Below are 15499 nucleotides of genomic sequence, written 5' to 3' on the forward strand. Positions count from 1 at the left end.
TTTTATTAAAAAATAATATCTTCGCATTTGCGTTATACTTTATTGAAACAGCGACTGCAAACATGATTAAAACGAAATTTTATTGTTTTCTAATTTTATTAAGCACATTGTCTTACAGTCAAATTGGAGGAAAATCGGTATATCAATTTCTAAATTTAGTAACTTCACCCAGACAAGCAGCCTTAGGAGGAAAAACAATCACCATTTATGATTATGATGTTAATCAAGCTAATTTTAATCCAGCAACAATCAATCAGGAAATGCACAATCGATTGGCTTTAAATTACGGTAGTTACTTTGGAGCGGCTACCTACGGAACGGCTTCATATGCGTATACTGTAGACAGGCGTGTGCAAACTTTTCAAGCCGGTGTAAATTATGTAAATTATGGCAATATTGATGGTTATGATGAAAACGGAACAGCAACAGCCAGTTTTACAGGAAGTGAAATAGCTCTAAATTTCGGGTATTCCTATAACATTCCAAATACCGATATACATATTGGTGCTAGCGGAAAATTAATTTCTTCTACTCTTGAAACTTACACTTCATTTGGAGGAGCAATAGACTTAGGAGGCTTGTACATTGATGAAGTAAATGACGTAAATTATGCTTTAGTCATCAGAAATATTGGAACTCAATTCACTACTTATAACGGAACGAACGAAAAGCTACCTTTAGAGATAATGGTAGGAATATCGCAGCAAGTAGAGAATGTACCGCTACGTTGGCATCTTACATTAGAAAATTTACAACAATGGAATATAGCTTTTTCAAATCCTAACCGAGCGGTAAATAGTCTGGATGGTGGCTCCTCAGAAGAGAAAGTTTCCTTTGTAAACAATGCTTTGAGACACGTCATTATTGGAGCAGAACTTTTCCCAACCAAAAGTTTTAATGTTCGTTTAGGCTATAATTTTAGAAGAGGAGAGGAATTACGATTAGAAGAACAACGGAATTTTTCTGGAATTTCATTAGGATTTGGTTTAAAAATGGGAAGACTAAAATTTGATTATTCCTATTCCAGATATACTTTAGCAGCAAACACGAGTTTATTTGGCTTGACCATAAACTTTCAAGATCAATAAACAATTCTAAAATTTAGAATTTTGATTATTTATATTTAAAAAAATGAAAAAAATCACCATTGCAATAGACGGTTATTCTTCAACAGGTAAAAGTACTTTAGCAAAACAACTAGCTAAGTATTTGGGCTATGTTTATGTCGATACAGGCGCAATGTATCGTGCTATAACTTTTTTTGCAATGCAAAACGGATATATTGCTGTTGATTTTTTTGACAAACAATCCCTTATTGATAGTTTGTCTTTTATCAATTTACAATTCAAGTTTAATGCTGATTTGGGTTTTGCCGAAATGTATTTGAATGATGTAAATGTCGAAACTGAAATCAGAACTATAGAAGTCTCCAATTTTGTAAGCAAAGTTGCCGAAGTTTCTCAAGTTAGAGCTAAATTAGTTGAGCAACAAAAGCAAATGGGAAAAGACAAAGCCATTGTTATGGACGGAAGAGACATAGGTACAGTTGTTTTTCCTAATGCCGAACTCAAAATTTTTATGACTGCCAGTCCGGAAACTCGTGCAGAACGTCGTTTTGATGAATTGCAGAGCAAAGGACAAAATGTACCTTACGAAGCGGTTCTAAAAAATGTTCAGGAACGTGATTACATCGACACGCATCGAGAAGATTCTCCTTTAGTAAAAGCAGCTGACGCCATAGAAATTGACAATTCTCATCTTTCTAGAGAAGAACAATTTAATGCTGTTTTAGAATTAGTGCATGACATTGCAAAAAAAATATAAATATTTGTTTATTTGATTTTTAATAGTAGATTTACGTACAATTAATAACAAAAAATCAAAACTAACATATTTATGAGCATAAAATTTAGATTGACTGTAATGAGTTTTCTTCAGTTTTTTGTATGGGGAGCATGGTTAATTACTGTAGGAAATTATTGGTTTGCTACAAAACAATGGAGTGGAGCCGAGTTTGGAGCTATTTTCTCGACCTTAGGACTTTCTTCTATTTTCATGCCTGCTGTAACGGGTATTATTGCAGATCGATGGGTTAATGCAGAGAAATTATATGGAATCTTACATATTTTAGGGGGGCTAGCTTTGGCTTATATTCCTCAAGTTGATAATCCTACAAGTTTCTTTTGGGTAATATTTATGGCGATGTTGTGTTATATGCCAACTATAGCTTTGTCGAATTCAATTGCTTATAATATTCTAAAAAACAATAAATTTGATGTAGTTAAAGTATTTCCGCCCATTCGTGTATGGGGAACTATTGGATTTATCATCGCCATGTGGATTACCAATTTAACCGGAAACAAAGCTTCTGCAAACATGTTTTATATTGCAGCATTTTTTGCAGTTGTTTTAGGAGTTTACTCCTTTACTTTGCCTAAATGTCCGCCACAAAATTTAACTTCTAAAGACGCTTCCTTTGTAGAGTCTCTAGGATTAAATGCCTTTAAGTTGTTTGGAACATACAAGATGGCATTATTTTTTATATTCTCAATGTTTTTAGGTGGAGCTTTACAATTAACAAATATGTACGGCGATACGTTTTTGTCAGATTTCGAAAAAGTGCCACAATATGCAGATTCATTCGTTGTTAAATATTCTACTATTATCTTGTCTATTTCACAAATATCAGAAACACTATTTATATTAGCCATTCCCTTTTTCTTAAAACGATTTGGAATCAAACAAGTCATGTTAATTTCTATGGTGGCTTGGGTTTTACGTTTCGGTTTGTTTGCTTATGGTGATCCTGAAGGAGGTCTATGGATGATTATTTTATCTTGTATTGTTTACGGGATGGCTTTCGATTTCTTTAATATTTCAGGTTCTTTATTTGTAGAAACCACAACCGATTCTTCAATTCGTTCGAGTGCACAAGGATTATTTATGATGATGACTAATGGTTTTGGAGCTATAATAGGGAGTTCAGTAAGTGGTTATTTAATAGATACTTATTTTACACATGAAGGTGGTAAGGATTGGCATAACATCTGGCTGACTTTTGCAATTTATGCAGGTATAATTGCTGTTTTCTTTGCAATAATGTTCAAGCATAAGCATGACCCTAATGCAGTGGAACATGTAAGTCATTAAAAAGTAATAAAGTCATAATTTACCCGATATGCTATGTGTATCGGGTTTTTTTTAGCCCCGATAGTAATGGAAATCCTTTTGTGACGGCTTTCAGTGCAAAAGATTCTAATGTATAGCGAACTGACCTAGTAAATAGCTCCTGATTATAAGTCTTTTATCAAAACTCTTTATTCTATTTTCTTTTCTTAAAAATTTTGCAAATACATAAAAAAGAATTACTTTTGCGCACCTTTTGGCGAGCAGTGTTTCCTTTAGGTATCAACAAATTATATAAAAACAACTTCTGTTTTTTCAACCGCATCACGAAACACATGAAAAACAGAATACAAATTTTTTATCAGCATGTCTGAAACATTAAAATCACAAGAGCAGTTTTTAGCAGAATTCAATTGGCACAATTTCGAAGAAGGTATAGATGCCGTTGACGAAAAAAACTTGCTTGAATTTGAAGAATTAGTATCAAAAACTTTTATTGATACTGATCAAGAAGAAGTAGTAGAAGGAGTAGTTGTAAGAATTACAGATAGAGACGTTATTGTTGATATCAACGCAAAATCGGAAGGTGTTATTTCATTGAATGAATTCCGTTACAATCCAAACTTAAAAGTAGGTGACAAAGTAGAAGTATTAATTGACATCCGTGAGGATAAAACAGGTCAATTAGTATTATCTCATAGAAAAGCACGTACTATCAAATCATGGGATAGAGTTATTTCGGCTAACGAAACAGGAGAAATCGTTAATGGTTTTGTAAAATGCAGAACTAAAGGTGGTATGATCGTTGACGTTTTCGGAATTGAAGCTTTCTTACCAGGATCTCAAATTGACGTTAAACCAATTAGAGACTACGATGTATATGTAAACAAAATGATGGAATTTAAAGTGGTAAAAATTAACCACGAATTCAAAAACGTTGTTGTTTCGCACAAAGCGCTTATTGAAGCGGATATTGAAGTACAGAAAAAAGAAATCATCGGTCAATTACAAAAAGGACAAGTACTAGAAGGTGTTGTTAAAAACATTACTTCTTATGGTGTGTTTATTGATTTAGGTGGTGTTGATGGATTAATTCACATTACAGACCTTTCTTGGAGTAGAATCAACCACCCAAGTGAAGTGCTGGAATTAGACCAAAAATTAAACGTTGTAATCCTTGATTTCGATGATGAGAAAACAAGAATTCAATTAGGATTGAAACAATTAAACGCTCACCCTTGGGATGCTTTAGATGCTAAATTAACAATTGGAGATAAAGTAAAAGGTAAAGTAGTAGTAATCGCTGATTACGGTGCATTTATCGAAGTGGCTGAAGGTGTTGAAGGTTTGATTCACGTTTCTGAAATGTCATGGTCTACACACTTGCGTTCGGCTCAAGATTTCGTAAAAGTGGGAGATATTGTTGAAGGAGTTATCTTAACTCTTGATAGAGATGATCGTAAGATGTCATTAGGTATCAAACAATTAACTCAAGATCCTTGGACAGATATCACTGCTAAATACCCAGTAGGTTCTAAACATACAGGTATCGTTAGAAACTTTACTAACTTTGGAATTTTCGTAGAATTAGAAGAAGGTATTGATGGATTAATCTACATTTCTGACTTGTCTTGGACTAAGAAAATCAAACACCCATCTGAATTTGTAAATGTTGGTGAAAAATTAGACGTAGTGGTATTAGAATTAGATGTTGACGGACGTAAATTATCTTTAGGTCACAAACAAACTACTGCTAATCCTTGGGATCAATACGAAGATTCATTCGCTGTAGGAACTATCCATACAGGTGAAATTTCTGAAATCGTTGATAAAGGAGCTACTGTAGAATTTGGAGATGATATCGTTGCGTTCATTCCTACTCGTCACCTTGAAAAAGAAGATGGTAAGAAATTGAAAAAAGGCGATTCAGCTGAATTTAAAGTTATCGAATTCAACAAAGAATTCAAAAGAGTTGTTGCTTCTCACACGGCTATTTTCCGTGAAGAAGAAGAGAAAAATGTAAAAGCAGTTGCTGAAGCAGTTTCCTCTAATAACAATGCACCAGCTGCAACGTTAGGCGATAACAATGATATTCTTGCTGGTTTGAAAGCCAAAATGGAAAAAAGCGAAAAAAAGAAATAATCTAATTTCTTTATTTTGAATATAGAAAGTCTCGAGCAATCGGGACTTTTTTTTGTTTAAAAACAAAGACACTAAGAAAGCACAGCGTTCACGAAGAATAAGCCAACTTCTTGAACTTTGTTTTTAAATTTTTTAAAAGAAAATTAGTATTAAATAATTCATATATTTGTTAATTAAATTTCTACAAATGAAAAAAATCTACTTTTTACTGTTAGTTTTAGGGTTTTTTATTTCTACAAATGCACAAATTGTTGATATTCCTGATGCGAATTTAAGGTAGCCTTTTTGCGAGCTAGACCAGTAAATACGGTCGTAAGAGATTTATCTGGTAATTATTTTAGGATTTATGCTAATAGAGATATAGAAATTCAAATTACCGAACCTTTGGCGTTCTCTAGTTTATTTGTTTCATCACAAATAAATGATTTAAATGGGATTTCAAGTTTCACCAATCTTACTAGTTTAAAGTGTTTTAAAAATGAACTTACTTCTTTAGATGTAACGTTAATAATAAATCTTACTAGCTTAAATTGTAATAATAATGTTTATTAATAGAATAAAGAATTATAATAAAAAAGACAATTAAAAATAATTTTATAATATGCAAAAACAACTCAATGCTGTAAAGGAATTTCATACCGCTTTTGCAATAGGACATAGTGAACACCCAAAAGCTGATTTAGGTGAATCTAAAAATTTCTTACGTTTTAATTTAATGAAAGAAGAAAATGAAGAGTATCTTGAAGCGGTTCAAAATAATGATTTAATTGAAATTGCTGATGCCTTAGGAGATATGATGTATATTTTGTGTGGAACTATAATTGAACATGGCTTACAGCATAAAATTGAAGAAGTTTTCGACGAAATTCAGCGCAGTAATATGAGTAAATTGGGAGAAGATGGAAATCCTATATATCGTGATGACGGAAAAGTAATGAAAGGTCCCAATTATTTTAAACCAGATTTTTCAAAAATATTAAAATAGAATTTTACTGAATACAAATAGAGAGGTTTTAAATTAAATTAATCAAAATCTTCTTTATCATTTCCAACTATCATTTGAATAGAAATGGATAGAAATAGGGTAAGTATAGCACCAATAAAATTCAACCACAAAAAGCTAACCACATCTAAATAATAGATGTAAAAAATTAATAACTGACTGACAACTGCTCCCCAAAAAATGGCTAAGGCTTTAACAAATTTAATATAGAAACCTACTAAAAATATTCCTAATACCGTACCATAAAATATAGAACCTACAATATTTACCAATTGAATTAAATTTTCAAATAAGGTGCCAACACAAGCAAATAGTATGGCTATAATTCCCCAAAGTATGGTGAAAAATTTGGTAGCATTTACAAAATGTTTTTCTGTTTTTTCTCCTTTTACATTTCGTTTATAAATATCAATTGCTGTTGTAGAAGCCAGCGCATTTAAACCCGATGCTGTTGATGACATAGCTGCAGATAATATCACGGCCAATAATAATCCAATTAATCCTTTTGGTAAGTAGTTTAAAATGAAATGAATAAAAACATAATCTTTATCATTGGTTTCTGATTTTGGATCTGCTTGTGTGATAATTTCTCTGGCTTCGTCACGTAAATCATTTTCTTTATTTGAAATGGCTACTAATTCCTTCCTCAAAATCGGATTATCATAATTTTGATTCAAATGATCGATATAAATTAAATTAATTTCTTTTTTTTCTTCAGATAATTTAACCAACTTGGTTTCTAAAGTATTATAATCGGCTTTGAATTTAGAATTCTCAACGATAATTTTATTATTTGGATTGAAATTTAACGGTACAGGATTGAATTGAAAAAAAACAAAAACCATAACACCTATTAATAAAATAAAAAATTGCATAGGTACTTTTAAGAAGCCATTCATGATTAAACCCATTTGACTTTCTTTGATAGATTTTCCAGACAAATATCTTCCTACTTGTGATTGATCGGTACCAAAATAGGACAAGGCAAGAAAAAAACCTCCAGTTATACCACTCCAAAAAGTGTAACGAGTTTCAGGATCAAATGAAAAATCAACAATATCCATTTTATGATTGGCACCTGCAATGTGTAAAGCATTACTAAAAGTCATATCGTTGGGTAATAAATGCAATATCAAGAAAAAAGTAATAAACATACCCGACATAATCACAAACATTTGATGCTTTTGAGTTACATTGACAGCTTTTGTTCCTCCGGCAAACGTATAGATGATTACTAGAACACCAATAACAATATTCATCAAAGTAAGATTCCATCCTAATAAAGCTGATAAAATAATTGCTGGAGCATATATGGTTAGCCCTGTTCCTAATCCTCTTTGAAAAAGAAATAAAATGGCCGCTAACGAACGTGTTTTAAGATCGAAACGTTGTTCTAGATACTCGTAAGCAGTAAAAACTTTAAGTTTGTGATAAATAGGAATAAATGTTACGCTAATTACAACCATCGCTATAGGTAACCCAAAATAAAATTGCACAAAACCCATTCCGTCATGATACGCCTGTCCTGGTGTAGAAAGAAATGTTATTGCACTTGCTTGCGTGGCCATAACTGATAAACCTACTATATACCATCGCGTTTCGTTGTTTCCGAGAATATAATCTTCTACATTTTTACTTCCTTTGGTTTTCCAAACACCGTAAAAAACGATGAAGAGTAGGGTTACTGAAAGTACAATCCAATCGAGTTGTTGCATTTTAGGAGAATAGTATCATTAATAAAAAGAAAATTAAAATATAGATAGCATTGGCAATTAATACCCAAGTGTAACTTTTTTTCCAGGTGGTTGTTTTTTCATAATCCATAATTGTAGTTATTTAATTGAAATCATATTTGCCATTAATCGAAAAGCACCTGAAACACCTTCTGGTAATTCTCTAAAGAAGCTCAATCCGGTGTAAATAAAATTTCCTTTTCCGTATTTAGCCACAAGTAATGCCCCTTTTTTTGAGGTTTCACCTTTATCATTCGAGGCTAAAATAGGAGTAAAGGCTTTGTCCCATTCGTTAGGATAATACAACCCTTGTTCTTGTTTCCAACCTTCAAAATCTGCAGCGGTAATTGTATTCGGATAATTTAAAATGGGATGATTGGGTGCTAAAAATTCTATTTTCGCATTTTCATCTGTAACTCTGTCTCTAGAAATTTTTAGAGGAAAAGGTGCGATGTCAGGAGTAACAAAATCATCTAAGGTATTGTATTGCACAATCATAGTCTTTCCTTCTTTGACAAAATCAAATAAAATTTGTTGCTTAAAAGCCAATGCTTGAACGGTGTTGTAAGCCCTAATTCCAGTTATTACAACATCAAAAAGGATTAAATTTTCCTTAGTAATTTCATCAGCTTTCATAACTGTTACCTCGTAGCCCATTTGATGCAAACTTTTAGGAACTTCATCTCCAGCTCCCATAATGTAAGCAATTTTTTCTTTACCTGTTTTAATATTCAATTTAATGAGTTTGGCTTCTGAAGGTTTTAATACTTGCTGTTTTGAAATATGATCGTAATTGATGTTGATTTGCTCCTTGTCATAACGAACTCCGTCAACAATTGCAATACATTTTGCTATTACTTCACTAGCATTTTTTGGTGGATTCACTCCAAAAGTCACTGTTTTTTCTTCCCCTTTTTTTACTAGTGAAAACGGAATTGATAACGGACTTACTTCCCAATTATTAGGTAATTCTAGTTGTAAAATACCATTCATATTCTCTTTTCCAGCTTTAATTTTTACTGCTATTGTTTTTGATTTATCGGAGTTAAAAATAACAACTTTATCCTGAATTGAAGTGGTTATTTCGGGCACAACATCTAACGGTTTGTATACTTCTCCTTTAACATCATCGTTTAATTTGTAAATCACATTTCTATCAAAATGAATTTCAACTCCATCAATTTCTATAATAAAGGTTGCTTTTATTTCTCTAAAAACATCAGGAATTCCTATGTTTTTTTGTTCATCAACTCGATACATTCCAATAGTTCCTTTTTCTTTTAAATAATAAGGTTGGGTAATTTGTAAAGTTTTTAAAATAGAAATTTCGGTCGTTATATTTTGTGAAATATTGTATTTTAAGTCAATTGTTTTAAAATCAAATTCATTTTCTGGATAAGAAACTACACCAGTCCACTTCATAGGAACCGAACTTCTGTTGATGGCTTCTAACTTTACTTTTAACGAATTTCCATAAGTAACTTCTTGATTTTCAGCAACTGCTTCAAGATACAATCCTGCACAAGCAGCAATTATTTTTTTAATTTCTTCTGATTTTATTGATTTCCAATGGTTCTCATCTAAATCTTGAATCATGGTATAGGCTTTTACCAATTCAGGAATACTAGCAGAAGGATTTTTGAACTCGAAATTTTTCTCTACCTCGTATAACACTTCACCTATTTCTTTTCCTCCAATGATACGATTCCAAGAAGTGTCTATTCCTTCAAAAATATTGGTCTTGTCTTTAGGAACATCACCTTTTAATAATTCTAGGTATTCATATTCTTCTCCACGAGTTCCTGAACTGCCAAATCCTTGCGATTGATGACAACTTCTGCTAAGGGCTGCAATTTCTTGATTCGATTTTCCTATTGAAGGGTAATAAACTCCCATCTTGAATTGTATCAAATTAGATTTATCTGCTTTTTCAAATTTCTCTTTACTTCCGTAAAACCACCACGAAGTGTTGAAGAAAATGCGTTTAGGTTGCCAGTTTGTTACTAAATTAAGCTGATTTGGATATACCGTTTTATCATTTACTTTGTCAAAAGCATCTACGCTTAATTGTGCCGAGGCGGTATGATGACCGTGAGTTGTACCCGGCGAACGAGCATCAAAGCGATTGATGATGACGTCTGGTTTAAATTTTCGAATGATGTAAATCATGTCGCTCAAAACTTCATTTTGGTCCCATATCGATAAAGTTTCTTCTGGATTTTTTGAGTACCCAAAATCATTGGCTCGAGAAAAGAATTGTTCTCCTCCGTCAATTTTTCTGGCTTCTAGTAGTTCTTGTGTGCGAATTACTCCAAGAAGTTCTCTAAGTTCAGGACCAATTAAGTTTTGACCTCCATCGCCACGAGTTAATGATAGGTATCCTGTTCTAGCTTTTTTTTCATTGGCCATGTAGGATATTAAACGTGTATTTTCATCATCAGGATGTGCTGCAACATACAAAACACTGCCCAAAAAATTTAATTTTTGAATTTGATTGTAAATTTCTACAGCGTTGGGCTTTGAAGGTTTTTGCGATAAAACTATTTGAAAAGAAATTAATAGCAGTAGGACATAAAAAAAAGGAAACTTTTGCATAAAAATAATTATTTTGCAATAGATTCAAATATAACAATAATCTAAAACGTGACGTTTTATTTAGTTTGATTTTAACATTTTATTTATTGTAGGAATTTAAAAAATCAGAAAACGAATAGAATCTTTATTCAGACCCTATTAATTTTTTCCTAACCTTTTCTTTTGTAATGTATCCAAATCTTTTTTTGTGAATAGGAAACATTTCAGTTATTGAGTCGTCTTCGTAGTCATCAACAGGTACATTAGCATTGTTATATACTGAATAGCCTCTAAAATTAATAGGAATTTCCTCAACGACTGTCCACTCACCTTCTTCTTTAATGTAGTAGATTTCTTTTAAGATATCATAGTAGGCTTCAATGTTTGGGTAATAATAGTATCTAATTTGACACTGGGTAGCATTGTTGTATTTTAAGGTAGAACGATCAATGACATCTTCATATATTACATTTTCATCATTTTGAGCTTTATCTTCTTCGTTTTGAGCTTGAATTTTATTTGCTAAAAAAATAGAAAATATAAATAAAATTATTTTTAAATTTTTCATGTTTTCATTAAGAGTTAAATTGTTGATTTACAAAAAAAAATGCTTTAATAAAAAACGATTCAAACATCTCATTATTAAATATTTACAAAATTACGATTGCCTTATTTAATCTTTACAAAAGTAGAATAAATCCTAATAAAATGCAAATAATATTGTTGTTTTATATACAAAATTTATAAAATAGAAATTTTTAATGAATAATTGTTAATATTATAATCGGTTTAAATAATCATATACTTTATCTATTGGCAATCCCATAACGTTTGGGTAAGAACCATTAATTTTTGCTACCCCTACAAATCCTATCCATTCTTGAATACCATAACTCCCCGCTTTGTCAAAAGGTTTATAATTATCAAGATAATATTGAATTTGATCTTCACTCAACTCATGAAAAGTTACCAATGTAGTTTCAGAAATTACTTCAGTTTTAGACTTGGTTTTAAAACAAACAGAAGTAATTACTTTATGTGTTTTGTTGGATAATGATTGCAACATCAAAAAAGCATCTTCATAATCTTTTGGTTTTCCTAGTGCTTTATTATCATGCCAAACTATCGTGTCGCTAGTAATCAAAATCTCGTTATCGCATAATTCTCCTTCAAAAGCATCACTTTTTAGTACAGCTAAATAATCGGTAATGTCTTCTTCAATTAGATTTGGTGGATACACTTCTTCGATTTCCTTTAATCTAATTTCAAAATCCATTTCTAAATCTTTAAAAAACTGTTGTCTTCTAGGCGATCCAGAAGCTAGAATTATTTTATAGTTTTTAAGTTTTTCTCTAAGCATTGTATTTCATATTTAATGAGATTATTGCAATAGAAAAAATTCCGAAAAAAAGAATCCATTTTAATACTAAGCTTAAGTGCTTAAAGTCTCTTTGTTTTTTTGCAGATGCTATTTTAATTGTAAAATAAATAAGGGGAGAAAGTATGAAAGCTAGTCCGTAAATAGTACTTAAAACTAATCCGTTATTAAACAAATAAGAATAAATATAGTAGAGAATAAATCCCAATGGAATAAAGCTTATAAAGAACACTAATTGCGATGTTCTTTTTACCCCTAAAATTATTGGCAAAGTGCTCATTTCTTGATTATAATCTCCATTTACATCTTCTAAATCTTTAATTATTTCTCTAATAAAATTAATTGTAAATGCAAAAATTGCATAGTCTAATAAAATACCAAAAATTAAACCCATAACTGCTCGATTTCCATCGTATGTAGTGGGATACAAATCGAAAATTCCAATAATAATAACACTGAAAGAAAGTAATAAAGCAATTATTATGTTACCTGTAAGTAGGCTCTGTTTTAAACTAGTTGCATACAAATAAAGTGTAGCTGCTATAATAATAAAAATCGATGCAAAACTAGGTTTATGAATCACATTTGATAAATAAAAACCTATTGCCACACCAATAATTGTAAAACCTGTATAAAGATTATAGGCTAAACCCTCTGATATGTATTTACCAACAACAACATCATTTGGTTTATTATCTGTATCAGTCTTAAAATCAAAAATATTATTAATAATATAGCCTCCTGCTGCTATACAAACTGTAGATAAAACAAGTAGCAGGTATTGCCAATCGGCTAATGACAATGTTACGTTTTGTAGTTTCAAAAATCCATAGCGAAATGTAAGTTGCATTAAAGCTAACAGCAATAGGTTTTGGTATCGAATAAGTTTTAAGTAATTCATTTTTAATTGTATGTTAGGCTAAAAAAGCTCTTAAATTTTTGTTGTAAATTATTAATCGTGTTTTCCGTTATAATACATATTCCATTTTTCCTGTACTTTCATAACTTGTTCTATAACATCACGAACAGCACCTTTTCCTCCGTTTTTATGAGAAATATATTTAGAAATTGTTTTTATTTCAGGGCTTGAATCTTGAGGGCAAGTAGGCAACCCTACTAATTGCATGACGTGGTAATCAGGAATATCGTCGCCCATATATAGCACTTGCTCAGGTTTAATGTTATACAATTCAACATACTCCTTAAAAGTTGCTACTTTATCAGGCGCCCCAAGATGAATATCAGTAATGCCTAAATTTCTCAATCGAATACGAACCCCTTCATTACTACCGCCCGAAATTATACATACATTATAACCCGTTTCTAGCGCTGCTTTCATTGCAAACCCATCTTTTATATTCATTTCTCGGAGCATTTCGCCTGTTTGTGATACATGAACTGTTCCGTCAGTTAAAACCCCATCCACGTCAAAAATAAATGTGGTAATATCATTCATGATTTCTTTATAGCTTTTTGCCATGATTTATAATGGATTGAGTTAGTAGTTTGTATATTTCTTTTTGATTTTCATTAGTTAAAAAATCTAAATGCGAATCAATTGTTTGCATGTCACCTCTTTTTGCTGGTCCTGTTTGTGCCTCATCAGGGTTTAGTGTTAAAATTTTAGCCGCAGTTTCTTGAATTAACGGATGTAAAATTTGGAATAAAAATAGATTATTATCACTTATCTCTTTTCCTATTCCATATAAATGATTCACAAAGTTATTGACAAAAACAGCGGCAATATGTATTGCTTTTCTTTGATCGGATGTTACTTTATAAACCAAATCTGTAACTGACAAAGCAATGATTTCTATTGCTTTATACATGCTTTCTTGTTCCACTTCTATACAAACAGGGATTTTTGAAAAATCCAGATCTCTTGACTTAGAAAAAGTTTGAACAGGATAAAATGCACCACAGATATTTTTTGGGTCTAAATTTTCTATTGCAATATTGCCAGCAGTATGCAATACTAATTTATTTGAAAATGGAATTTTTGAGGAAACCTCAACGACAGCTTGGTCTGAAACACAAACAAAATAGATTGATGCTTCTATAAGTTCATCAAAGTTTGATACTATTTTTTGAGAATCAATAAGATGCCTAATATTCTCCTTATTTCTAGCGAATACTTGAATGATATCTATTTGCTCGCTTTTTTGAAATGCTTTTAATAGATGTTGTGCTACGTTTCCAGAACCTATAATAACAGCTTTTAACATTTTGCAAAAGTATTGAAAAAGTTTGGTTTTTATATTTGAAATTTATGTTCTAAGAATAAATAGACTAAATAACGTGAGTTCGATAAAACTAAGTTTAAAATATTTGCATAAAAACCAAAAGTCAGTACATTTAAATTTAGCACATTAACTAAATTTATTTTATGATTTTACAAGATAAAATAACACAATTTTTTTGTTCTATTGATGATTATTATTAAATATTTTGTTCCAAACTTGAAAAATCAAATGATTTCTAAAGTTAAAAAAAGTTTATAAAAATGTTAAATTTACGTATTTCAGAATTCGTTACAATTCAGGAGCTTTTCATATTTCAGGATAAAGAAATTTTAAAACTTGTTATTTTGATTATATATTTAGGGTAGTTAAATTAAACAAAAATCTAAAATTTAGCATATTTAAATAATTGACAATTAAAATTTTGACTAAAATTTATCTTGTTTTTTTCGATGAAATTATAGATATTTTTTCTATTATTGATTAATTTTACAAAGCTTTTGATAAAAGCACACGGTCTTTTCTTTTTTGAAAGTTTGCCAAACGGCCTTGTATAATTTAAAATTCGAAGTGATTATAATTTATTTACTTTTTCATTTGAGTGGTTTCCCTTGTTTCAAATACTATTATATTTTTTTGTTCTAAAGTATATGCATAATGAGTTTCCAAATACATTTTATTAAAATTGTTTTTTAGAATCAATGTATCAGTCATTTACTAACTATTTATCAAATCTAATCGCTGGAATAATTGTTTATAATTTTTGCCTAAAAAACGTCATCGAAATATCAGACATTTAAAACTAACTAATTAGTATTCTTTTATTGATTGAGTTCAGGTTTTAAATTAAATAAAAAATAAACCCGAATATAAAAACGTTACTTTTAAATTATAATTATGAATTTGTTAATTATTTCCCGAAGCTTGTTATTAATCATTTTTTTTGTAATATTGTTCTCTGTTAATTTTAATTTTTTTAATTTTTAAATCCATTAAAGTTCTGTAAAACAATAAAATTGATATAAATTTTTTAAAATATTACAGTTTAAAATAAGTAATTTTAGCTCGAATACTTAGTCTATTTATTAAATTTATTATCATAATAAAAAAAAATTTCAACAAAATAACAGTAGTTTAAAAACCAAATTTTACCAAAATAAATACCATAAGTAATGCAAAATTTTATTAAGTCTTTTGTTTTCTTTTTTTTAACCACTCTATTATCATCAATAAATTTAAATTCTCAAAATTTAATTACCAAAGGAGATTTTGGGACTTTTGATGCTGGTGTGCCTAGTCCAGT

12 protein-coding genes are annotated in these 15499 nt (G+C 30.5%); 5 read left to right on the forward strand and 7 right to left on the reverse strand.

Annotated elements, in window-relative coordinates:
• Positions 1 to 62 precede the first annotated feature (62 nt).
• The 5 genes from porQ to ACFQ0S_RS12620 all read left to right on the forward strand — a co-directional run bounded on the left by porQ (position 63) and on the right by ACFQ0S_RS12620 (position 6253).
• Positions 63 to 1088: a type IX secretion system protein PorQ gene (porQ, locus tag ACFQ0S_RS12600; protein WP_379758153.1), complete on the forward strand. Its 1026-nt coding sequence runs from the start codon at positions 63 to 65 to the stop codon at positions 1086 to 1088.
• Positions 1089 to 1131: 43 nt separating this feature from the next.
• Positions 1132 to 1824, forward strand: a complete 693-nt coding sequence (cmk, locus tag ACFQ0S_RS12605; protein WP_379758156.1) for a (d)CMP kinase — start codon at positions 1132 to 1134, stop codon at positions 1822 to 1824.
• 72 nt (positions 1825 to 1896) lie between these two features.
• Positions 1897 to 3150, forward strand: coding sequence for a nucleoside permease (locus tag ACFQ0S_RS12610; protein WP_379758159.1), 1254 nt, complete (start codon positions 1897 to 1899; stop codon positions 3148 to 3150).
• 342 nt (positions 3151 to 3492) lie between these two features.
• Positions 3493 to 5268, forward strand: a complete 1776-nt coding sequence (gene rpsA / locus ACFQ0S_RS12615) for a 30S ribosomal protein S1 (RefSeq protein WP_379758162.1) — start codon at positions 3493 to 3495, stop codon at positions 5266 to 5268.
• Between the two features lie 601 nt (positions 5269 to 5869).
• Entirely contained in the window at positions 5870 to 6253 is a 384-nt protein-coding gene (locus ACFQ0S_RS12620) for a pyrophosphohydrolase domain-containing protein (protein WP_379758165.1), read from the forward strand.
• 38 nt (positions 6254 to 6291) lie between these two features.
• Here the strand turns inward: ACFQ0S_RS12620 and ACFQ0S_RS12625 are convergent, their stop codons facing one another.
• The 7 genes from ACFQ0S_RS12625 to ACFQ0S_RS12655 all read right to left on the reverse strand — a co-directional run bounded on the left by ACFQ0S_RS12625 (position 6292) and on the right by ACFQ0S_RS12655 (position 14181).
• Positions 6292 to 7986 carry a sodium:solute symporter gene (locus tag ACFQ0S_RS12625; protein ID WP_379758168.1) on the reverse strand — a complete coding sequence of 565 codons (1695 nt, stop codon included), beginning with the start codon at positions 7984 to 7986 and terminating at the stop codon, positions 6292 to 6294.
• 117 nt (positions 7987 to 8103) lie between these two features.
• A complete protein-coding gene (locus tag ACFQ0S_RS12630; RefSeq protein WP_379758171.1) occupies positions 8104 to 10599 on the reverse strand; it encodes a PIG-L family deacetylase in 2496 nt (831 codons plus the stop codon).
• A gap of 124 nt (positions 10600 to 10723) precedes the next feature.
• The gene (locus ACFQ0S_RS12635) at positions 10724 to 11146 is read right to left on the reverse strand and encodes a hypothetical protein (RefSeq protein ID WP_379758174.1); all 423 of its coding nucleotides are present in this window, start codon (positions 11144 to 11146) and stop codon (positions 10724 to 10726) included.
• A gap of 210 nt (positions 11147 to 11356) precedes the next feature.
• Positions 11357 to 11938: a Maf-like protein gene (locus ACFQ0S_RS12640; protein ID WP_379758177.1), complete on the reverse strand. Its 582-nt coding sequence runs from the start codon at positions 11936 to 11938 to the stop codon at positions 11357 to 11359.
• Positions 11931 to 12857 carry a geranylgeranylglycerol-phosphate geranylgeranyltransferase gene (locus ACFQ0S_RS12645; protein WP_379758180.1) on the reverse strand — a complete coding sequence of 309 codons (927 nt, stop codon included), beginning with the start codon at positions 12855 to 12857 and terminating at the stop codon, positions 11931 to 11933. The genes ACFQ0S_RS12640 and ACFQ0S_RS12645 overlap by 8 nt, the downstream gene beginning before the upstream one ends.
• Before the next feature lie 51 nt (positions 12858 to 12908).
• Positions 12909 to 13436 (reverse strand): KdsC family phosphatase, encoded by a 528-nt coding sequence (locus tag ACFQ0S_RS12650; protein ID WP_379758183.1) that lies wholly within the window; start codon positions 13434 to 13436, stop codon positions 12909 to 12911.
• Positions 13420 to 14181 (reverse strand): Rossmann-like and DUF2520 domain-containing protein, encoded by a 762-nt coding sequence (locus tag ACFQ0S_RS12655; RefSeq protein WP_379758186.1) that lies wholly within the window; start codon positions 14179 to 14181, stop codon positions 13420 to 13422. The genes ACFQ0S_RS12650 and ACFQ0S_RS12655 overlap by 17 nt, the downstream gene beginning before the upstream one ends.
• Between the last annotated feature and the right edge of the window lie 1318 nt (positions 14182 to 15499).

The sequence above is a fragment of the Flavobacterium myungsuense genome (genome assembly GCF_042677265.1).
In the GTDB taxonomy this organism is placed as follows: Bacteria; Bacteroidota; Bacteroidia; order Flavobacteriales; family Flavobacteriaceae; genus Flavobacterium; species Flavobacterium myungsuense.